The sequence below is a fragment of the Curtobacterium sp. AB451 genome, assembly GCF_050585845.1.
Lineage (GTDB): Bacteria > Actinomycetota > Actinomycetes > Actinomycetales > Microbacteriaceae > Curtobacterium.
Window position 1 is genome coordinate 72,494 of the sequence record NZ_JBOBQG010000005.1, and the last position, 21,309, is coordinate 93,802.

Genomic DNA, 21,309 nt, shown 5'->3' on the forward strand with positions numbered 1-21,309 from the left:
GCGTGTCGCCTCCTGGACAGCGCGAACGGCGTCCGGACGGGGCGACGCCCGCACCCCTGGCCGGGGTGCGGGCGTCGCCGGATCACCGGTCGGGACGCCGCTCGGGCGCGCCGCGCAGCGGGTCAGGAGGCGGCGATCACCGCTTCGAGGTGGGCCCGGCTCATCGTCCGGTACTCCTCGATCAGCGCGGTCTCCGGGTTCGCCGGGTCGCGGTGGGCGCGGGCGAGGACGGCGTGCGACGACTCGGCGAGGACCACCCAGGTGCGGGCGAGGCGCTCGGTCGTCGGCATGCCGAACCGCTCGTGCATGATGTGTGCGACGGCGCCGCCGAGCGCCGCCATCCGGTCCTCGGCGTCGCCGGTGCCCGTGTCCGCCGCGTCGCCGAACCGGATCGCCCGGAAGCCGGGCTCGGTGCGGTACATCTCGGCGGTGACGTCGATGAGCGCGTCGCAGGCCTGCTGCCAGGTCGTGGCACCGCTGGTGTCGAGGGCGGTGATGAACCGCTCCGCGAGTCGCTGGGTGCTGCGGATCGCCAGCGCCTCGACGACGGCGATCCGGTCCGGGAAGTAGCGGTAGACCGTGCCGATGGACGCTCCGGCGCGCTCGGCGACCATGGCGGTGGTCAGGCGCTCGAACCCGATCTCGTCGATCACCCCGGCGGCCGCGTCGAGGAGGCCGGCGAGGCGCGCCGAACTGCGGGCTTGGACCGGCTCGTTCCTGAGCAGTGATGATCCCCCCGGCAGTGCGTTCGATACCTCGGTGACGAGCACGTGTTCTCCTCTTGCGCGGGCAGCGCTTCTCAAGTGGGTGGCTGACGGACCAACTGTCGCAGAGACCGGCTGGAATATCGCTGCGACTCTCCCAGTACACGTGTGAGGTCGTACGTGAGCCAGGTCCGACGTGGAATGATGGCACGATGCCCGACCCGACGCCCCACGAGCCGTCGCTGGCCGAGCCGATCCTCCACCGGGCCGCCCGCATCGAGGACGCCGTCCAGGAGTTCCGCGAGCACCGCGCACGCCGCCGCGGGCTCGTGCCGACGGTGATCCCCTACAACGGCTACGGCGCACCGGGCTGGATCCGCGTCCTCTGCCGCGTCCTGCTCACCCGACGCGGGCTGGCGTCCGACGCCTCGTACTACGGCGTGCGCGGGTGGCGCAGCTTCACGAGCGTCGCGGTCGACGCGGCCGAGGTCACGATCACGGCCGGCGGCACCTCGCACGTCGTGCAGTCGGACCGCGGCGGGGTCGTCGACACCATCGTGCCGATCGACCTCGAACCGGGCTGGCGCACGATCAAGCTGTCCGCCGGCGGCATGCGCGACGTCGAGGCGGACGTCTTCATCGTGCACCCGGACACCCGCTTCGGACTGCTGTCGGACATCGACGACACCGTCATGGTGACCTCGCTCCCCCGCCCGATGCTGGCCGCGTGGAACTCGTTCGTGCTCACGGAGCACGCCCGCCGGCCGGTCCCGGGCATGTCCGTCCTGTACGAACGGGTGCTCGCGCAGCACCCGGGCGCCCCGACGGTCTACCTCTCCACCGGCGCCTGGAACGTCGCGCCGACCCTGCAGCGCTTCCTGAGCCGGAACCTCTACCCCTCCGGCACCCTGCTGCTGACCGACTGGGGCCCCACGCACGACCGGTTCTTCCGGAGCGGGCAGCTCCACAAGCAGCAGAACCTCGAACGGCTCGCCCAGGACTTCCCGGACGTGCAGTGGCTGCTCGTCGGTGACGACGGCCAGCACGACGAGACGCTCTACGGCGACTTCGCCCGGGCCCACCCCGAGAACGTCGCCGGCGTCGCGATCCGCCAGCTCTCCACGAGCGAGGCCGTCCTCGCCGGTGGTCGTTCGCGTGCGCAGGAACGCTCGCGCGAGTCCCAGGCTCCGTGGGTCTACGCACCGGACGGCGCGGGCATGTGGTCCGAGCTCGCCCGCGTCGGCATCACGCGCGCCGATCCGAGCGACCCGGCCTGAGCCATCCCTCAGCAGGAGCCACCGCCAGCGGGGGCGACGGTGGTTGGATCGGCCCATGAGCCCGGCTGACACCCCCACGAACCGCATCGAGGACCACGCCCTGATCGGCGACACCTACACCGCCGCGCTCGTCGGGCGGGACGGCACGATCGACTGGGCGTGCCTGCCCCGGTTCGACAGTCCGTCGACCTTCGCCTCGATCCTCGGCACCGAGGACCACGGGCACTGGACCCTCGCCCCGACCGACCCGGACGCGACCGCGAAGCGCCGGTACGACCCGGACACGCTCGTCCTGTCGACCGTGTGGACGACGGGGACCGGGGTGGTCGAGGTCACCGAGTTCATGCCGATCGGGGCGCACCGGGCGAGCATCGTGCGCCGGGTCCGGGGCCTGCGCGGCGCCGTCGAGGTCCGGCAGGTGCTCCGGATCCGCTTCGACTACGCCCGGGCGCTCCCCTGGGTGCGGCAGATCGGCGGCGACGAGGACCCCGCACTGCTCGCCACCGCCGGCCCCGGCTCCGTGATCGTCCGCGGCGTGCGCTTCCACGCCGACGACCACCGGCACTCCGCCACGAGCACCGTGCACGACGGCGAGGTGCTCGACGCCGTCCTCACCTGGTACCCCTCGCACCGGGAACCGCCGGCGCCGCTCGACGTCGACGCGGCCCTGCACCGCACGGTGCGCTGGTGGCGGGACTGGATGTCGACCGCACGCACCGACGGCCGGTACGCCGAGGCCACCCGTCGGTCCCTCGTGATCCTCCGCGCGATGACCCACGCCGAGACCGGTGGGGTCGTGGCCGCCGCGACGACGAGCCTGCCGGAGGACCCGGGCGGCGAACGCAACTGGGACTACCGCTACGTCTGGCTGCGCGACGCCTCCCTCGCGCTCGCCTCGCTCATCGCGCACGGCTACCGGGACGAGGCGGCACACTGGCGCGGATGGCTCCTCCGCGCCATCGCCGGCGACCCCGCCGACGTGCAGATCATGTACGGCATCGCCGGGGAGCGCGAGCTCCCCGAGCGCGAGCTGTCGAACCTGCCCGGCTACGCCGCCTCGACCCCCGTCCGCGTCGGCAACGGCGCCTACACGCAGTACCAGGGCGACGTCTTCGGCGAGGTCCTCGCCGCACTGCACGACGCCCGCGAGCTCGGCGTCGAGGAGAACGCCGACTCGTGGGCGCTGCAACGCGCGCTCCTCGGCTACGTCGAGGAGCACTGGCAGGAGCCCGACAACGGCATCTGGGAGATGCGCGGCCCGAGGCGGCACTTCACGCACTCGCGGGCGATGATCTGGGCGGCGTTCGACCGCGGGGTCGCCGCGGTCGAGGAGTTCGGCCTCGAGGGTCCCGTCGACCGCTGGCGCACCCTCCGCGGAGCGGTCCGCGCCGAGATCGAGGAGCACGGCTGGAACGCCGAGCGCGGCAGCTACCGGCAGCACTACGACACCGACGAGGTCGACGCGAGCCTGCTCGTGCTCCCCCAGATCGGCTACCTCAAGGCCGACGACCCGCGCATGACCGGCACGGTCGCCGCGATCGAGCAGGACCTCCGCACCGGCGACGACGGACTCGTGCTCCGGTACCGCACGTCGTCCGGCTTCGACGGACTGTCCGGCAGCGAGCACCCGTTCCTCGCGTGTTCGTTCTGGCTCGTCGAGCAGTACGCCGCGTCCGGCCGGGTGGACGACGCCGAGCGGCTCATGGACGTGCTCACCGGGTACGCGAACGACGTCGGCATGCTCTCCGAGGAGATCGACGTCGCCACCGGGCACCACATCGGGAACACCCCGCAGGCGCTCTCGCACCTGACGCTCGTGTCCGCGGCGGACGCGATCGCCCGGGCCCGCGGCACGGCCGCCGGCCACCGCACCCGCCTCGCCGTCCACGACGGCGGCACCCGGTCGTGGACCGGCGAGGGTGAGCGGGCGGGCACACCCGCCTGACGTCGTGGTCGCGACCGCAGACGGACGGGAGGCACGGTGCCAGCCGGCACCGTGCCTCCCGTCCGTCAGCAGCGCCCGATCAGGGCGCCGACGTCACGTCCGTCAGGACGAGGACTCCCAGTCCGCCGGGCCGCGCGAACCCGCGCGGTACTCCTCGAGCGGGACCTCGTCCGCCTTCCAGGCGTCGACGACCGGCCCGACGATCTCCCAGCAGCGCTCGGCCACGTCACCGCGGATCGAGAGCAGCGGGTCGTCGTGGAAGATCCCGTTCAGGACCTCGCCGTAGGGGGTCAGCTCGCCGTCGGCGAAGGACGAGGACAGCGTGACCTGGCCCATCTCGAAGGGGTTGCCACCACCGTTCGCCGACACCGTCAGCTCGATCTCGTCCGGGTTGAGCACGATGCGGAGCGTGTCCGTCTTCGGGCGACCCGAGAGCCCGGAGGGCAGGCGCGTCACCGGCTTGAAGGTGATCAGGACCTCCTTGCGGCTGGCGCCGAGGGCCTTGCCGGAGCGCAGCGTGAACGGGACGCCCTTCCAGCGCGCGGTGTCGACCTCGACCGAGATCTCGGCGAGCGTCTCCGTCTGGCGCGACTTGTCGACGCCGTCCTCGTCCTGGTACGACGGCAGCTCCTTGCCGTCGATCGTGCCGGCCGTGTAGACGGCACGACGCGAGGCGACCTTCGGGTCACCGCCCTTGAGCTCGGTGGAGCGGAGCACCCGGGCCAGCGACGAGCGGAACTCGACCGCGTCGATGTCCGACGGGGCGTCCATCGTCACGATGCCGAGGATCTGCAGCAGGTGCGACTGGATCATGTCGACCATCGCGCCGGCCTCGTCGTAGTACTGGGCGCGGTTCTCGAGACCGAGGGTCTCGTCGTAGAAGATGTCGACCTTCTCGATGTTCTCGGCGTTCCAGATCGGCTCGAACAGGCGGTTCGCGAAGCGCAGGCCGATGATGTTGAGGACCGTGGTGCGACCGAGGAAGTGGTCGGTGCGGTGCACTCGCTCTTCCGGCACCAGCTTGAGGACCGTCTCGTTGAGGGCACGGGCGCTCGCGACGTCGGTGCCGAAGGGCTTCTCGAACGCGAGGGTGGTGCCCTCGGGGAGCTCGACCTGCTGGAGGGCCTCGCAGATGTCGGACGCGATCTGCGGCGGGAGCGCGAAGTAGAGGATCGGCTCGGCGTCGGAGTCGGCCGCGGCGAAGAGCGCCTTGAGGTGCTCGGGGTCGGTCGGGTCACCCTGGATGAACTGCGTCGAGGCGAGGGTCGCGTCGACCTCCGGGCCCTTCACGTCCTGCGACGCGAAGGACTTCGTGACGACGTCCTTCCACTGCTCCTCGCTGCGGGCACTGCGGCCCGTGCCGATGAGCTGGACGGGGACCGCTCGACCGCTCTGCAGGAACGTGCCGAGGCCCGGCAGCAGCAGGCGGGAGGCGAGGTCGCCCGTCGCGCCGAAGATGATGAGAGTGCGCTTGTCGGTCACCGGAGGTGACTCCTTTCGCTGGTGTGGGGGTGGTCCGCTTGAGGCCAAGCCGTGGGCGGACTGGTTGATTCCCGAACGGGTCGGGGAGTTCGTGTCCGGACGCACTTCGGGCGGCACCGGTGTGGTGCCGCCCGAATGTCAGGTGCGCTGCGGGTCCGGTCAGTGACCGAAGTTGCCGCGGTAGTACTCGTAGACCCAGCCGACGAGGGTGACGGCCACGCAGGCGAGCCCGATCGGCACGATCCAGAGGCCGGCTGCGACACCGAGGAAGCAGAGGCCGGTCGCACCGGCGAGCAGGATCGGCCACCACGACCACGGGCTGAAGTGCCCGAGCTCGGCGTCGCCGTCCTCGATGTTGGCGTCCGGACGGTCCTCGGGCAGGACGCCGCCCTGCGAGGACATGACCTTGCCGAGGTAGAACGCGATGAACGCGGACATGATCCCGGTCAGGCCGATCGACACCGTGCCGACCCACTCGGGACGGCCGTAGCTGATCAGCGACCAGATCGTGTACGCCGCGTCGGCGAGGATGAAGAAGACGAACAGGATCCAGAACAGGTTGGTGTTGGCGCGCATGGCCTTACTTCACCTCGCCCTTCGCGGCGTCGTAGGTCGGGGCGTCGGGGGCGTCCTTCGCCGGGCCCACACCGATCGGCACACCGGCCTCGGGGTGGTTCAGGTCGAACGCCGGCGACTCCGAACGGATGCGCGGGATCGACGTGAAGTTGTGCCGCGGCGGCGGGCAGCTGGTCGCCCACTCGAGCGATCGGCCGTAGCCCCACGGGTCGTTCACGGCGACCTTCGGTGCGTTCCGGGCGGTCACGTAGACGTTGAAGATGAACGGCAGGAACGAGATCGCGAGGATCATCGAGCCGATCGTCGACAGCTGGTTCATCCAGGTGAACCCGTCGTTCGGCAGGTACGTCGCGTACCGACGCGGCATGCCGATGACGCCCAGCCAGTGCTGGATGAGGAACGTCGTGTGGAAGCCGATGAACAGGAGCCAGAAGTGGATCTTGCCGAGCCGCTCGTTGAGCATCTTGCCGGTCCACTTCGGCCACCAGAAGTAGAACCCGGCGAACATCGCGAACACGACGGTGCCGAAGACCACGTAGTGGAAGTGCGCGACGACGAAGTACGAGTCGGACACGTGGAAGTCGAGCGGCGGCGACGCCAGGATCACACCCGTGAGACCACCGAACGTGAAGGTGATGAGGAAGCCGACCGACCAGAGCAGCGGGGTCTCGAAGGTCACCGAGCCGCGCCACATCGTGCCGACCCAGTTGAAGATCTTCACGCCGGTCGGGACCGCGATGAGCATCGTCATGAGCGAGAACCACGGGAGCAGGACGCCACCGGTGACGTACATGTGGTGCGCCCACACCGTGACCGAGAGGGCCGCGATCGAGATGGTCGCGTAGACGAGGGTCTTGTAGCCGAAGATCGGCTTGCGGCTGAACACCGGGAAGACCTCGGAGACGATGCCGAAGAACGGCAACGCGATGATGTACACCTCGGGGTGGCCGAAGAACCAGAAGAGGTGCTGCCAGAGGAGCGCCCCGCCGTTCGCCGGGTTGAAGATCTGCGCGTTGAAGACGCGGTCGAGACCGAGGCCGAAGAGCGCCGCCGCGAGGACCGGGAAGGCCATCAGCACGAGCAGGGCCGTGACGAGCGTGTTCCACGTGAAGATCGACATGCGGAACATGGTCATGCCCGGTGCACGCATCGTGATGATCGTGGTGATGAAGTTCACCGCGCCGAGGATCGTCGAGAAGCCGGTCATGCCGAGGCCGAAGACCCAGAGCGTCCCGCCGAGGCCGGGTGTGAACGTCGTGTCACTCAGTGGTGCGTAGGCGAACCAGCCGAACGACGCGGCACCCTGCGGGGTGAGGAAGCCACCGACCGCGATGAGCGCGCCGAAGACGTAGAGCCAGAACGCGAACCCGTTGAGACGCGGGAACGCGACGTCGGGGGCACCGATCTGGAGCGGCATGATCGCGTTCGCGAAGCCCGAGAACAGCGGCGTCGCGAAGAGCAGCAGCATGATCGTGCCGTGCATCGTGAAGAGCTGGTTGTACTGCTCCTTCGTCGCGACCACGTGCAGGCCGGGCTCGAAGAGCTGGGCGCGGATGACCAGGGCCATCACACCCGCGAGCAGGAAGAAGATGAACGACGCGATCAGGTACATGTACCCGATGGTCTTGTGGTCGGTGGACGTGATCCACCGGACGATGATGTTGCCCTTGCGGCCGACTCTCGACGCCTGGAAGTCCAGGGTCGTGGAGCCTGCCGCCGGCTGGCCGACGAGCGACGTGGTCATCTGACGGAGCCCCTACTCGTTCTCGGACGCCGTCACGGGCGCCTTGTTGTTCGGTTCGTTCGTGTTGGTGTTGTACTCGTTGCCGAGCAGACCCACCTTGCCCTGCTTCTCGAGCGAGTCGAGGTACTTCTGGTACTCGGTCGGCGTGACGACCTTCACCTGGAAGAGCATGAGCGAGTGGTACTCACCGCAGAGCTCCGCGCACTTGCCCTGGTAGGTGCCGAGCTTCTCCGGGATGAAGTACTCGTCGTTCTGCTTCCCGGGGATCATGTCCTTCTTGTAGAGGAAGTCGATGATCCAGAACGAGTGGTTGACGTCGCGCGAGGAGAGCTCGATGTGGACCTTCTTGCCCTTGGGCAGGTAGAGGGTCGGGAGCTGCGACTCGTCGATCGCGCCGTTCGCGTTCTCTTCTTCCTGGGCCTGGATGCCCTGGTAGTAGACGCTCTTGGACTTGTCGGCCTCGTTGATGTAGTTGAAGTCCCACGCCCAGCGCTTGCCGTAGACGTGGATGGTGGCGTCGGCGTTCTTGAACGGCTGCTCGATCGCGGTCTGGTCCTTCGCGGTGAAGGCGAAGAAGCCGAGCACGAGGATGAGCGGCACGATCGTGTAGAAGATCTCGAGCGGCATGTTGTACCGCATCTGCACCGGCAGGCCGGTCTGGCCCTTGCGGCGGCGGTAGACGATCGCGGCCCAGATGATGAGGCCCCACACGATCAGACCGACGGCGAGGAGCACGACCCAGCTGGTGGTCCACAGGCCGACGATGCGGCTCGTGTGGTTGGTGACGTCCTTCGTCTCCTCCGTGCCGGGGAGCCATCCGTTCAGCTGCTGCTGCGTGCAACCAGCCAGTGCGATGACCAGACCGACGGCCACCGGGACGGCCGCCCAACGTATACGGCGATTCGAACGCACTGTTACCTCTCGGAAGAACGTGAAACCGGAGCAGGCCGCGACGTGAAGGTCGCGCATGGCTCGCTCCCAGCTTGGTTGGAACACTCCTAGCTTACTCGCAGCTCGGGGCCGCTCGCGCACACGCGACACACCTCGGGCCGCTATCCGCAACGGCCCAGGACGGGTTTTCCCTGGTCGTGCCGCATGCCGCGCCCGGGAACGAACGAGCGGGGAGCGACCGTGTCGGTCACTCCCCGCTCGTGTCGGGTCGACGGGTGCTCAGTGGAAGCTGTCACCGCACGCGCAGCTGCCCTGCGCGTTGGGGTTGTCGATCGTGAAGCCCTGCTTCTGGATGGTGTCCTCGAAGTCGATCGAGGCACCGTCGAGGTACGGCACGCTCATCTTGTCGACGACGACCTCGACGCCGCCGTCGAACTCGGCCGTGGCGTCGCCGTCGAGCAGGCGCTCGTCGAAGTAGAGCTGGTAGATCAGGCCGGAGCAGCCGCCGGGCTGCACGGCCAGACGCAGACGGAGGTCGTCGCGACCCTCCTGCTCGAGGAGGCTCGCCACCTTCGCCGCGGCCGCGTCGCTGAGCAGGACGCCGTGCGACGGCGCCTCGGTCGTCGGTGCGTTGTCGGTGATGGTGTCGCTCATCCGCGCGTCTCCCTCCGTGCGGTGTCGATCACCGCGCTCGGAACGATTGTAAGCACCGTCAGCCGCGAGCCGCGAGACGCGCCAGCAGGATCGTCTCCGAGGCGATGGCCCGGTGCAGCACGCCGAGGTGCTGCGACTCGTTCGGGCTGTGCGCCCGGGTGTCCGGGTCCTCGACGCCGGTGACCAGGATCTGCGCGTCCGGGAACTGCGCGGCGAGGTCCGACACGAACGGGATCGACCCGCCGATGCCCTGCTCGACCGCCTCGTTGCCCCAGCCCTCGCGCATGGCGACCCGCGCCTCCTGGACGGCCCAGCCGGCGGTGTCCACGAGGAAGCCGTCGCCGGCGTCCGGCTCGGTGATCTCGAGGCGTGCGCCGAACGGCACGTGCGCGCGCAGGTGCCGTTCCACCGCCGCGTACGCGTCGGTCGCGGCCTGCCCGGGCGCGACGCGCACCGAGACCCGCGCCGAGACCGTCGGCAGCAGCGTGTTCGACGCGTTCGCGACGCTCGGGACGTCCATGCCCGTGACCGTGATCGACGGCTGGAACCACATGCGGGACAGGACCTCGCCGCGACCGACGGGACGCACGCCCGGCAGCAGTGCGGCGTCGGCGGCGAGCTCGTCCTCGGTCCGCGTCGGCACGTCGGCCTCGTACGCGGAGAGGCCCTCGACCGCCACGGCACCGTCGTCGTCGTGCAGGGAGGCGAGCAGCCGCACCATCGGGATCATGGCGTCCGGAGCCGCTCCGCCGAACATGCCGCTGTGGCTCGCGTGCTCGAGCGTCGTCAGCGTCAGCTTGAAGGTGACGTTCCCGCGGAGGGACACCGTGATCGACGGGACCTCGGTCGACCAGTTGTCGCTGTCCGCGACCACGATGACGTCGGCGGCGAGGTGCTCCTGCTGCTCGCGGAGGAACGTCCGGAACGACCGGGAGCCGAACTCCTCCTCGCCCTCGATGAACAGGACCACGCCGAGGTCCAGGTCGTCGCCGAACCGGGCGTGCAGCGCCCGGAGCGAGGCGATGTGGGTCATCACGCCGGCCTTGTCGTCCGAGGCGCCGCGCCCGTACAGGCGGTCGCCGCGCAGGGTCGGCTCGAAGGGCGGCGTCTCCCAGAGCGCGTCGTCGCCCTGCGGCTGGACGTCGTGGTGGGCGTAGAGCATCACGGTGGGCCTGCCGTTCCGGGCCGGGCGCACCGCGAGGACGGCGGGCTGACCGAGCTCGCCGCCGGCGGCCTCGACCGTCGCCGTGTCCCCCTCGACCGCCGACCGGACGATCCGGACGGCGTCGTCCGCGAACACGCCCGTCGACCGCGCCAGGTCCGCGACGGCCTCGGCGCTGGCCCGCACGTTCGCCGGGTCGAAGGCCGACCAGGACACCGACGGGAGCCGCACGAGGGCGGACAGGTCGGCGATCGTCGTGGGCAGCGATCCCTGCACGTGTTCGCGGAGGGCGTCGAGGAGTGCGGGGTCGGTGGCGGCGGCGTGCTGGTCGGTGTCGGTCATGTCCCGTAATCTAGAGGACGATCCAGCACGCAGACCGCAGTCAGGAACGCACCGTGGCGAAGGCAGCCCCCAAGACCAACACGACCGTCAACCCGTCCGAGGCCGAGCTCCTCGAACAGGGGAAGGGCCGTCCGACGCCGACCCGTCGCGAGCGCGAGGCGGCCAACCGCCGTCCGATCGTGGGCGGCTCCGCCGAGGACAAGAAGGCCGCTCGTGCCCGCCTCGCGAACGAGCGCGAGAAGGCCCGGGTCGGCATGGCCAACGGCGAGGAGCGCTACCTGCCGGCGAAGGACCGCGGCGAGCAGCGGAAGTTCGTCCGCGACTGGATCGACGCCCGCTGGAACGTCGGCGAGATCATGATGCCGGTTCTCGTGCTGTTCCTCATCGTCGGGTTCGCCGCCTCGCAGACCGTCATCGCGTCGTACTCGCTGCTGCTCGTCTGGGCGTTCGTGGCGCTCTTCGTGCTCGACTGCCTCGTGCTCTGGCTGTCCTTCCGCAAGAAGCTGACGGCCAAGTTCGGCACGATGCAGCGCGGGACGTTCCTCTACATCCTCACGCGTGCGTGGCAGCTGCGCTTCCTGCGCCTGCCGAAGCCGCAGGTCAAGCGCGGGCAGTACCCCACCGTCTGACCCCTCCACGAAGCGCCGTCCGGTCCGCCGGGCGGCGCTTCGTCGTGCGCTGGCAGTGGGTCGCCCCGGCGCGGGCCCGCCGCCTCCCCACCGAGCGGGCGAAATACGTCACGCTCGCGGCCTCCAGGCGGCAGTTCTCGCCCGCTCGCCGAACCTGAGCGGCACGTCGTGCCCACTCGCCCCGCCCGCACGTCGAACGTGAGCGGCAGTTCCCGCCCGCTCGACGAACCTGAGCGGCACGTCGTGCCCACTCGCCCCGCCCACTCGCCGAACGCGAGCCGCACGTCGCGCTGCCGACCACCTGCGGATCGACGCGCCGACCACCCACCGGACTGGAGGCGCGGTGCACCCCCGCCCCGCGCCTCCAGTCCGTCAGGCGCGCCCGTGGGCGCGGGACCCGTCCGATCCGCACCGGCGAGGTCGCGAGAAGTGCCGCTTCGCGGCGCGCGCGACGGCACCTTGCGCGACCTCGCGGCAGCGCCCGCGGCGTGTCTCGCGACCTCGCCGCAGCGCGCGCGGCGTGTCTCACGACCTCGACGACGGAGGTGCGATCTCGCGCAGCGACCCGGACGCGGGGAACGAGACCCGGCGCTCAGCGCGCGGCGCGCCGCAACCGCCGGCGCCGCAGCCGGTTGATCCGCGCGGCCCAGGTCGGCCCCTCGTAGAGGAACGCCGTGTAGCCCTGCACGAGGGTCGCCCCCGCGTCGATCCGGTCCTGCACGTCCTGCTCGCTCGTGACGCCCCCGACCGCGATGACGCAGAAGTCCTCGGGGACGGCGGCGCGGACGCGACCGAGGACCTCGAGGGAGCGGGCGGCGACCGGTGCGCCGGACAGTCCCCCGGCGCCCATCGCCTCGACCTCGGCCGCGGGGGTCCGGAGTCCCTCGCGCGAGATCGTGGTGTTGTTCGCGATGATCCCGGCGAGCCCGATCGACACGGCGAGTCCGGCGATCGCATCGATCTGGTCGTCGGTGAGGTCCGGCGCGATCTTCACCAGCACCGGGGTCTTGCCGGCGGCGTCGCGCACGGCGGTGAGCAGTGGGCGGAGCTGGTCGAGCTCCTGCAGACCGCGGAGTCCCGGGGTGTTCGGCGAGCTGACGTTGACCGCGAGGTAGTCGGCGAACGGTGCGAGCCGCCGGGTGGACTCGAGGTAGTCGTCCACCGCGTCCTCGACCGCGACGACCCGGCTCTTGCCGATGTTCACGCCGATGACGGGTCGACCGGGGTGCCGACGGGCGCGTTCGAGCCGACGGGCGGCCGCGGCGGCGCCGTGGTTGTTGAACCCCATGCGGTTGATGAGCGCGCGGTCCGGGATGAGCCGGAAGAGCCGGGGTCGCTCGTTGCCGGGCTGCGGCTTCGCCGTGATCGTGCCGACCTCGACGTGCCCGAAGCCGAGGACCCCGAGTCCGGCGATGCCACGAGCGTCCTTGTCGAACCCGGCGGCGAGGCCGAAGCGGGACGGGAAGTGGATCCCCATCGTGGTCACGCCGTCGGCGGCCGAGGGGCGGCAGTACTGCTCGACGACCCGACCGAGGACGGGCACGCGCGGCAGCCACTTGATCACCGCGAAGGCGATGTGGTGCGCGCGCTCGGGGTCCATGTTGGCGAACACCGAGCGGAAGACGACGGCGTACCCGTTCCGGACGACCCGCTCGGCGATGCCGCTCACGCGTCGGCCCCGGCCGGGCTGGAGGTGCCGTGGTGGTCGAGGCGGAGCTGGGTGATGGCGTCCTCGAAGTCCTCGAGCGAGTCGAAGGCCTGGTAGACGCTCGCGAACCGCAGGTAGGCGACCTCGTCGAGCTCGCGGAGCGGTGCGAGGATCGCGAGACCGATGTCGTTCGCGTCGATCTGGCTCGACCCCGAGGAGCGCACGGTCTCCTCCACGCGCTGCGCCAGCACCGCGAGGTCGCCGTCGGTGACCGGGCGCCCCTGGCAGGCCTTGCGCACGCCGGAGACGATCTTGTCGCGGCTGAACGGCTCGGTGACCCCGTTGCGCTTCACCACGTTGAGCGAGGCGGTCTCGGTGGTCGAGAAACGGCGCCCGCAGTTCGGGCACTGACGACGACGGCGGATGGAGGTTCCGTCGTCGCTCGTCCGGGAGTCGACGACGCGGGAGTCCGGGTGGCGGCAGAAGGGGCAGAACATGTCGTGCCCAGGCTACCGGTTCGTGCGCTCCGTCACGGCGGCGCCGTGCGCGGGGAGCTGCTCCTCGGTGGCGAGGGCGACGATGTGCGGCGCGACCTCGGCGAGGGCGTCGGGCGTGTACCGGACGACCTGCTGGGGCCGCAGGAACGTCGAGGCGGACAGCCCGGCCCCGAAGCGGGCCTGCCCGCCCGTGGGCAGGACGTGGTTCGACCCGGCGAGGTAGTCGCCGAGGCTCACGGGCGTGCTCGGTCCGACGAACACCGCACCGGCGGCGTCGATGTCGGCGAGGACCGCGTCGTCGTCAGCGGTCTGGATCTCGAGGTGCTCGGGTCCGTACGCGTTGCTCACGGTCGCCGCGTCGGCGAGCGAGTCCACGAGCACGATCGCGGACTGCGGTCCGTCGAGCGCGACCTGGAGGCGCGACACGGTCCCGACGCGCGCCGCGCGTTCCGGGATGGCCGCCTCCACCGCGTCGGCGAACGCCACGGACGTCGTCACGAGGACGGCGCCGGCCTGCTCGTCGTGCTCGGCCTGGCTGATGAGGTCGGCGGCGACGTAGCCGGGGTCCGCGGTGTCGTCCGCGATCACGAGGATCTCGGTCGCGCCGGCCTCGGAGTCGATGCCGACCGTGCCCCGCACGATCCGCTTCGCCGCGGCCACGTAGTTGTTCCCGGGACCGGTGACGAGGTCGACCGGCTCGAGGCCGATCTCGCCGACACCGTGGGCCAGGGCGCCGACGGCTCCGGCGCCGCCCATGGCGTAGACCTCGTCGATGCCGAGGAGCCCGGCCGCGGCGAGGATCGTCGGGTGCACCGCGCCGCCGTGGGCGCGCTGCGGCGGCGACACGAGCGCGATGGACCGGACGCCGGCGACCTGCGCGGGGACGACGTTCATGACGACGCTCGAGGGGTAGACGGCCTTGCCGCCGGGCACGTAGAGCCCGACGCGGCGCATCGGCTGCCAGCGCTGGTGCACCTCGGCACCGTCGGCCAGGGTGGTGACGGACGCGGCGGGGACCTGTGCGGCACTCGCCGCCCGGACCCGGCGGATCGCCTCGTCGAGCGCCGTGCGGAGTTCCGGCGTCAGACCGGCGACGGCCGCGGCGATCTCGGCCGCCGGGACCCGGACGTTCGCGGGCGCTCCCCCGTCGAAGCGTTCGGCCTGGTCGCGCAGCGCCGACGCCCCGTGCTCGCGGACGGCGTCGACGAGCTCGCGGGCGGCGTCGACCGCGTGCGAGACGTCGCCGGTGGCGCGCGGCATGAGTCGGAGGAGTTCGGCGCGGGCGGGGAGCCCGCCGCGGAGGTCGATTCGCTGCATCATGAGGGTGTCGATCCTACCGAGCGACGCCGTGTGGCCCAGTAACGTGAGGGTCGATGAACTTCGAGAAGGCACGACGCCTCGTCGGCGACCTCGTCCGTGTGAACGAGCGCTACGCCCGGGACGGCCACTACCGGAACGACGTCCGCGAGCGACTCGGGCGGACGGTGTCCCGCGTGGACGTCGGGGTGGCCCGGCGCGAGCGCGACCGTGCACCGCTGACCGCCCGCCCGTTCGAGGGCCTGGTGGAGACGAGCCTCGCGCTCGCCGGCATCCGGACGACCGACCGTGCTCCCGAGGTCGTGCTCGTGGTCGACGAGCTCCGCGAAGGTGCTGCCTTCGCCGGTGTGCAGACCGCACTGGCCGTGGCGCTCGCGCTCGGCGGACGGCTCGGCCGACCGGTCCGCGTGGTGATGGTCCGCTGGACCACGCCGGGCAACAGCGCCGCCGCGGCCGAGGCCCTCGTCGCCGACCGCTTCCCGGAGTCCCGCGTCGACGGCCGCCCGGGGATCCGGGTGGTCCGCCGCGAGGACGTCCTCGACACCACGTTCGGCGACGACGACGTCTGGATCGCCACGCACTGGAAGACCGCGCACCCGATCGACGTCGCGGTCACCGCCGGGGTGATCGGCCGCGAGCGCGTCGTCTACCTCGTGCAGGACTACGAGCCCGGGTTCAGCCCGTGGTCGACGGAGTACGCCGTCGCCGCCTCCACCTACCGCGCCGGCTTCCAGATGCTCGTGAACTCGGAGCCGCTGCGCCGGTACCTCGCCGAGGTCGAGGCACTCGACGTGCCGCGCGAGCGCACCTTCGCGCCGCACCTGGACCTCGAGCTGCTCGACCGCGTCGCCGACGCACGCCGGCACGAGGACGTCGTGCGCGTGCTCTTCTACGGTCGTCCGAGCAAGCACCGCAACCTGTTCCGACTCGGGGTCGCGGCGCTCCGGGTGGCGGTCCAGGAGCTCGCCGCCGACGGTCTGCGCGTCGAGTTCCACTCGGCGGGCGAGCAGCACGGCGACGTCGAGCTCGACGGCGGTCGCGGCGACGTGAAGCTCGTCAGCCACGGCACGATGCCGTGGGACGACTACTTCCGCTTCATCGCGTCCACCAACGTCGTGCTGTCGCTGCAGCACAGCCCGCACCCGAGCCACCCGCCGTTCGACGGTGCGATCTCGGGGGCCCGCGTCGTCACGAACGAGTTCCGGGACACCCGTGCGCACCTGCACCCGAACCTGACGGCCGTGCCCGCCGACGCCCGGTCCCTGGGGCTCGCCGTCGCCGACGCGGTCCGGCGGGCGGCGGCCGAGGGGCCGACCGGTGCCGTCCCGCTCGCCGACGGCGCGCTCGGGGGTCCGCTCGACGCGGCCGTCGACGCACTCGCCACCAGCCTCGAGGAGCCCTCCGCATGACCCGCACCACCCTCGTCGTCGTCCCGGTGTACGGCGATCTCGAGTCCCTGCTCCGCTGCGTGGACGGGTTGGTCGAGCACCTCGACACGGACCGCCACCGCGTGCTGCTCGTCAACGACTGCGGCCCCGACGCGGACGCGATCGAGACCGCCCTGCTCGGGCGCATCGCGGACCGGCCCGGCTTCCGGTACGAACGCAACGACCACAACCTGGGGTTCGTCGGGACCTGCAACCGCGCCGTGACCGAGCTCGACGCGGGCGCCGACGGCGAAGCGGTCCTGCTGCTGAACAGCGACGCGGTCCCCCCCGCCGGCTTCCTCGACGCGATGCTCGCCGTCCTCGACGAGGACCGCACCGGCGTGGTGACCGCCAGGAGCGACAACGCGACGATCGCGAGCATCCCGTACCGGCTGACGAACCGCGGCGCGGCGCGGACCGAGGCACGGACCCGCGCGGTGTGGGACGCGATCGCACCGCTGCTGCCGGCGTCGCAGGTGCTCCCCGTCGCGATGGGCTTCTGCTTCCTGACCCGTCGCGAGCTCGTCACCGAGCACGGCCTGTTCGACGAGGCGTTCGCCCCCGGGTACGGCGAGGAGAACGACTACTGCCTCCGCATCGCCGCGCACGGCTGGCTCGCGAAGATCGCGAACCGGGCACTCGTCCTGCACGCCGGCGGGAAGAGCTTCGCCGGCAACCGGTCCGCGCTCCGCGCCGCCCACCAGCGCGAGCTCGAGCGCCGCTACCCCTTCCTGCCGGACGCGGTCGCCGCCTACCAGCGGCACGGCACGACGGCGACCGAGCGGTTCGCCGACGTGCTCGTCCCCGCGGGACCCGCCGCGCGGCTGGCGGTCGACCTGCGTCACGTCGAGGACGCCGCGGGGCTGGCCCGGCGGATCGACGCGGCCTTCGGGGACGGCTTCGCCCTGGAGGCGCGGCTCCCCGCCGGCACGCCGGCCCCGGACGGCTGGACGGTCACCACCGACGACCCGGACCCGGACGACCTCGTCACCGTGCAGGTGCTGGTCGACCCGACACCGGCCGACCTCGTCACGGCGAACCGCCGCGCCGCCTTCTGGGTCGTCGTCGAGACCGGCGTCGCGTCAGTCCCGTGGTCGTCCGCGCCGTACCGCGCCGGGTCGGACCGCGTCGACGCCCTCGTCCGGCCGTTCGCGGACGTAGTGGGCCCGGAGGAGCTGGAGAGCGCCCGCGAGGGCGTGGAGCACAGCATGCTCGCCCCGCTCGAGGGCACCTCTGCCCACCTCGAGCGGCGCTGGGCGGCACTGCTCCCCCTCGACCTCGCCGCCGCCGAGGTTGGTGCGCGCGGCACGGCCACCGAGGTCGCGCGACTCCGCCGGGAGCTCGAGGACCTGCGCACGAGTCGGTCCTTCCGCACCGGTCAGGCGATCGCCAAGGTCGCCGCACGACTGCCGGGGCGTCGCTGATGGCCGACCGGAGCGGCATCGGACGCTTCACCCGGCGACTCGCACGCGGGCTGCGGGGCCCCGAGAAGCCGCTGACCGTCACGGACCGGCTCGACCGGTGGGCGCGGCGCATCGGCGAGTTCGACGTGCTCGACCGCCCGTACCTCGAGGCCCAGACCGGGCGAACGTTCGCCACCGACGACGAGGCGATCGCCTTCTACGTGCACAACGACGGGCAGCGGGGGCTCTCGCTCAGCCCCCTCGTGGAGCACGAGTGGATGCGCGAGCACCAGCCGGTGCCCGCGATGTCCTGGTACGACGCACTGCACCAGGAGGGGCCGGAGCTCTTCCAGACCGGACCGCTCTTCGACGCCGCCGCGTACGCGGCGTCGCTGCCGGCGGCCGACCGACCGGCGTCCACGCTCGATGCGCTCCGCCACTTCCTGCGGAACGCGACCGACGAGACCACGCTCCCCGTGCCTCCAGGCCGTCGCGGACCCGCGCCCACCTGGGCCGCCGTCCGCGAGTCGGCCATGGTGGCCGCACGCGAGTTCGCCGCGGCCCAGCACCGGACCCGGCGTCGCTACCGGGCGACGTGGGACGGACCGGAGACCGCCGAGGTCCTCGCACGGTACCCGCGCGGGGCCGCCCGCCGCGAGGCCGAGCAGCCGCTCGTCTCCGTCGTGATGCCGGTGCACCGCCGGGCCGACGTCGTCGGCGCGGCCATCGCGTCCGTGCGCGCCCAGCAGCACGCCGCGTGGGAGCTCGTGCTCGTCGACGACGGGTCGGGTGACGACACGGTCGACGTCGTGCGGCGGGCCGCGGCCGACGAACCGCGCATCCGGCTCATCGAGCGCGAGAACGGCGGCGCCGGTGCCGCGCGCAACACCGGGCTGGCCGCCGTGCGCGGCGACTTCGTGGCGTTCCTCGACGCGGACAACACCTGGCGGCCCGAGCACCTCGCCATCGCGGTGTCGGCGCTGCTCGAGACGGACGGTCCCGGGGTGCACACCGGCGTGCGGATGATCGGCGCCAACAACGCCGACGACTCCACCGCGCCGGTCGAGACGTACCGCGGCGAGGACGGCACCCTCGACGACCTGTTCGCCGGGAACTTCATCGACCTCAACGCCCTCGTCGTCCGCCGGGACGTCGCCGCCGCCGTCGGCCCCTTCGACGAGACGCTCCGGCGGTGGATCGACTGGGAGTGGCTGCTCCGCATCGGGAAGCGCTTCGGCGTCCCCGCGTACGTCCCCGTGATCGGCGTCGACTACGACAACGTCCGCGACCCGCGGCGGGTCTCGTCCGCGCAGCCCGCGTCGTGGCAGGAGGTCGCGCTCGCGCGGCACCGCATCGACTGGGACGCCCTCGCCGCGGCGGCGCCCACCCGCGACGCCGCCCTGGTGTCCGTGGTCGTGCCCGTCTTCCGCGACTGGACGATGACCCGTCGGGCCGTCGACACCGTGCTCGGCGCGGCCGACCACGACGGCGACCGGGTCGAGGTCGTGCTCGTCGACAACGGGTCGCCGCGGTCCGTGTCGGCGATCCTCGGCGCGTGGTTCCGCGACGAGCCCCGTGTCGTGCTGCAGCGCGAGGACCGCAACCGCAACTTCGGGCTCGGCAGCGACCTCGGCCTCGCCCGTTCCGCCGGCGGCACCGTCGTCATGCTCAACAACGACACCGAGGTCACCACCGGGTGGCTCCGCCCGCTCGTCGCGGCGCTCGAGGACCGTGCTGTCCTCGGCGCGCAGCCGCTCCTCGTCTACCCGGACGGCGTCGTCCAGACCGCCGGCACCGTCTTCGGCGGCGACAAGGTGCTGCCCTGGCACTTCCTCGGCGACCACCCGCGCCACGACGCGTCCCGAGCCTTCGGCGCGACCGCCGGCGACCCGGGCTCCCCTGCCCGGTTCACCGCGATCACCGCCGCGGCGGCCGCCTTCCGAGCCGCCGACCTGATCCGCTGGCACGGGTTCGACCCCGTGTACGCGAACGGCCTCGAGGACGTCGACCTGTGCCTGCGGGCCATCGAGTCCTCGCCTGCCGGATCGGCCTTCGTCGTCGTGCCGGCGTCCGTCGTCGTCCACCACGAGAGCCGCACACCCGGCCGCGACGACGCCCGCGTCGACAACCGCCGGATCTTCGACGAGCGCTGGCGCGGTCGCTACCCGGCCGCCGACGCCGTCGACCGGTACGACACCGCCGGCCTCCGGTACCTCGGCGTCGAACCCGGGCTGCCGAAGGGCCACGACGTGCACGTCCGGTCGTCGCGGCCGGTCGTCGTCCGCGAGGAGGGGGCGGTCGGGCTCCGCGTCGCGATCAAGCACGACGGGACCCGCGTGGCGGACGTCACGGCGCTCGTCGCCGCACTGGAGGCCGCCGGCCACACCGCGGCGGTCGACATGCCGACGTCCTGGTACCGGGGGTCCAGCGGGATCGACGAGGTGACCGTGACCGTGGTCGGCGGTGGCTCGGCGTCCGGCCGCGCCGGTGCGTCGTTCGTGCCGCAGCCGGGCGCGCGGAACGTCGTCTGGGCCGCGCCGGGGCAGGTCGTGGCGGACGGGGACTTCGCGGTGGTCGTGCCGGCGGGGGACGGGGCGGAGCAGGTGGTCCGGGCGCTTCTCTGAAGGTGGTGCACCGAGTCGTCCACTCGACCGTCTCACGGCTCGGCCTGACTGGTTTGTCAGCGTCTCTCCGGGGTCACCACGGGTACGCGGCGTAGTTTCGCGTCATGTCACTCGTCGATCACCTCGGACACCTTGCACACGTCGCAACGGTGCGCTGCGTCGAGTGCGGGGAACCGATCCGCCGGCGGGACGCGCTCATGGTCGACGGCGAGGCGTTCTGCTGCGTCCTCCACGAGGTCGAGCACTTCGTTCGCGGCATCTGACGATCCGCTCATCCTGCTTCTGCAAGGATCTCCCACCGCAGCGTCCGGCCAAGGGCGCGGTAACCGCCGATCGAACCCGGATGCACGCCATCGACTGAGAATCCTGGTTTCCAGGCGTTCCCGTCGCGAGCGAACCGCCACGCATCGAACCAATCCCAGCCTTGCGACTGCACGTACTCGCGCAGCATCCGGTTGTACCGGATGCCGCCGGTCGGATTCGGTACGTAGGGCGGGATCGACGAAACGATCACGCGGCGCGGCGCGATGGTGCGGACGATCTGGTCGTACGCCGACTGCTCCTGTTGGAACGACACACCGACCCGGACGGCGTTCGTCCCGGCGAGGATGACCAGCACGTCGACCTTGCCGAGCGGCCGGACCGCCTCGGCCATCTCCTCCGGTGTGGCTCCGGCGTGAGCCCATCCCCCGGCGTACTCGACCCGACCGCCCTGCGCGTAGGTCATCCAGCTGCCTGCGTCGAGCCCGTTGCCGAGGAAACCTGACGAGCCCGCGCTGAGCGAGTCCCCGACGACCGCCACGCGGATGGTATCTGCGGTGGAAGCTGAGGACGGCGTCGGGGCGGGAGAACTCGCCGACCGCGAACGCTCGGCACCACGATCACGATCAGTTCCCCGCGGAGTAGCAGCGAGGACGAACGGCACAACGATCACCGTGGCGGCGGCGATCACGAGGACGACCAAGCCCGCGATCAGGAAGCGCACTC

The 21,309-nt window shown here is 71.6% G+C and carries 18 protein-coding genes; 7 read left to right on the forward strand and 11 right to left on the reverse strand.

The window, feature by feature from the left end; genetic code table 11:
- Positions 1-122: 122 nt before the first annotated feature.
- Positions 123-770, reverse strand: coding sequence for a TetR family transcriptional regulator (locus tag ACQXVK_RS13050; protein ID WP_416394436.1), 648 nt, complete (start codon positions 768-770; stop codon positions 123-125).
- 146 nt (positions 771-916) lie between these two features.
- Here ACQXVK_RS13050 and ACQXVK_RS13055 point away from each other — a divergent pair, with 146 nt between their 5' ends.
- Positions 917-1,981: an App1 family protein gene (locus ACQXVK_RS13055; RefSeq protein ID WP_402262183.1), complete on the forward strand. Its 1,065-nt coding sequence runs from the start codon at positions 917-919 to the stop codon at positions 1,979-1,981.
- A gap of 55 nt (positions 1,982-2,036) precedes the next feature.
- A complete protein-coding gene (locus tag ACQXVK_RS13060) occupies positions 2,037-3,926 on the forward strand; it encodes a glycoside hydrolase family 15 protein (RefSeq protein ID WP_430853813.1) in 1,890 nt (629 codons plus the stop codon).
- Positions 3,927-4,028: 102 nt separating this feature from the next.
- On the opposite strand, the gene ACQXVK_RS13065 is transcribed toward ACQXVK_RS13060, so the two are convergent.
- From ACQXVK_RS13065 to ACQXVK_RS13090, 6 genes are all read right to left on the reverse strand, one after another.
- Positions 4,029-5,408 (reverse strand): glucose-6-phosphate dehydrogenase, encoded by a 1,380-nt coding sequence (locus ACQXVK_RS13065; protein ID WP_430853814.1) that lies wholly within the window; start codon positions 5,406-5,408, stop codon positions 4,029-4,031.
- 159 nt (positions 5,409-5,567) lie between these two features.
- A complete protein-coding gene (locus ACQXVK_RS13070; RefSeq protein WP_402262175.1) occupies positions 5,568-5,984 on the reverse strand; it encodes a cytochrome c oxidase subunit 4 in 417 nt (138 codons plus the stop codon).
- A gap of 4 nt (positions 5,985-5,988) precedes the next feature.
- Positions 5,989-7,728 carry an aa3-type cytochrome oxidase subunit I gene (gene ctaD, locus ACQXVK_RS13075; RefSeq protein WP_402262172.1) on the reverse strand — a complete coding sequence of 580 codons (1,740 nt, stop codon included), beginning with the start codon at positions 7,726-7,728 and terminating at the stop codon, positions 5,989-5,991.
- A 12-nt stretch (positions 7,729-7,740) separates the two neighbouring features.
- Positions 7,741-8,640 carry an aa3-type cytochrome oxidase subunit II gene (gene ctaC / locus ACQXVK_RS13080; protein ID WP_430853815.1) on the reverse strand — a complete coding sequence of 300 codons (900 nt, stop codon included), beginning with the start codon at positions 8,638-8,640 and terminating at the stop codon, positions 7,741-7,743.
- A gap of 258 nt (positions 8,641-8,898) precedes the next feature.
- Positions 8,899-9,273, reverse strand: coding sequence for a HesB/IscA family protein (locus ACQXVK_RS13085; protein WP_022905381.1), 375 nt, complete (start codon positions 9,271-9,273; stop codon positions 8,899-8,901).
- Between the two features lie 58 nt (positions 9,274-9,331).
- Entirely contained in the window at positions 9,332-10,777 is a 1,446-nt protein-coding gene (locus tag ACQXVK_RS13090; protein ID WP_430853816.1) for a dipeptidase, read from the reverse strand.
- Between the two features lie 53 nt (positions 10,778-10,830).
- Here ACQXVK_RS13090 and ACQXVK_RS13095 point away from each other — a divergent pair, with 53 nt between their 5' ends.
- A complete protein-coding gene (locus tag ACQXVK_RS13095) occupies positions 10,831-11,406 on the forward strand; it encodes a DUF3043 domain-containing protein (RefSeq protein WP_416394431.1) in 576 nt (191 codons plus the stop codon).
- 592 nt (positions 11,407-11,998) lie between these two features.
- Here the strand turns inward: ACQXVK_RS13095 and ACQXVK_RS13100 are convergent.
- The 3 genes from ACQXVK_RS13100 to hisD are packed head-to-tail and all read right to left on the reverse strand — an operon-like array spanning position 11,999 to position 14,871.
- Positions 11,999-13,066, reverse strand: coding sequence for a quinone-dependent dihydroorotate dehydrogenase (locus ACQXVK_RS13100; protein WP_416394454.1), 1,068 nt, complete (start codon positions 13,064-13,066; stop codon positions 11,999-12,001).
- Between the two features lie 5 nt (positions 13,067-13,071).
- Positions 13,072-13,551: a transcriptional regulator NrdR gene (nrdR, locus tag ACQXVK_RS13105; protein WP_430853817.1), complete on the reverse strand. Its 480-nt coding sequence runs from the start codon at positions 13,549-13,551 to the stop codon at positions 13,072-13,074.
- Positions 13,552-13,563: 12 nt separating this feature from the next.
- Complete coding sequence (gene hisD, locus ACQXVK_RS13110; RefSeq protein WP_430853818.1) at positions 13,564-14,871, reverse strand: histidinol dehydrogenase; 1,308 nt, start codon at positions 14,869-14,871, stop codon at positions 13,564-13,566.
- A 53-nt stretch (positions 14,872-14,924) separates the two neighbouring features.
- On the opposite strand from hisD, the gene ACQXVK_RS13115 reads away from it, so the two are divergent.
- From ACQXVK_RS13115 to ACQXVK_RS13130, 4 genes are all read left to right on the forward strand, one after another.
- Complete coding sequence (locus ACQXVK_RS13115) at positions 14,925-16,277, forward strand: hypothetical protein (RefSeq protein WP_430853819.1); 1,353 nt, start codon at positions 14,925-14,927, stop codon at positions 16,275-16,277.
- A complete protein-coding gene (locus ACQXVK_RS13120; RefSeq protein WP_430853820.1) occupies positions 16,274-17,719 on the forward strand; it encodes a glycosyltransferase family 2 protein in 1,446 nt (481 codons plus the stop codon). The genes ACQXVK_RS13115 and ACQXVK_RS13120 overlap by 4 nt, the downstream gene beginning before the upstream one ends.
- Positions 17,719-20,322, forward strand: a complete 2,604-nt coding sequence (locus tag ACQXVK_RS13125; RefSeq protein WP_430853821.1) for a glycosyltransferase — start codon at positions 17,719-17,721, stop codon at positions 20,320-20,322. Before ACQXVK_RS13120 ends, ACQXVK_RS13125 begins: the two co-directional genes overlap by 1 nt.
- Positions 20,323-20,426: 104 nt before the next feature.
- Positions 20,427-20,585, forward strand: a complete 159-nt coding sequence (locus ACQXVK_RS13130) for a hypothetical protein (protein WP_430853822.1) — start codon at positions 20,427-20,429, stop codon at positions 20,583-20,585.
- Positions 20,586-20,593: 8 nt separating this feature from the next.
- On the opposite strand, the gene ACQXVK_RS13135 is transcribed toward ACQXVK_RS13130, so the two are convergent.
- A complete protein-coding gene (locus ACQXVK_RS13135; RefSeq protein ID WP_430853823.1) occupies positions 20,594-21,307 on the reverse strand; it encodes an SGNH/GDSL hydrolase family protein in 714 nt (237 codons plus the stop codon).
- Positions 21,308-21,309 lie beyond the last annotated feature (2 nt).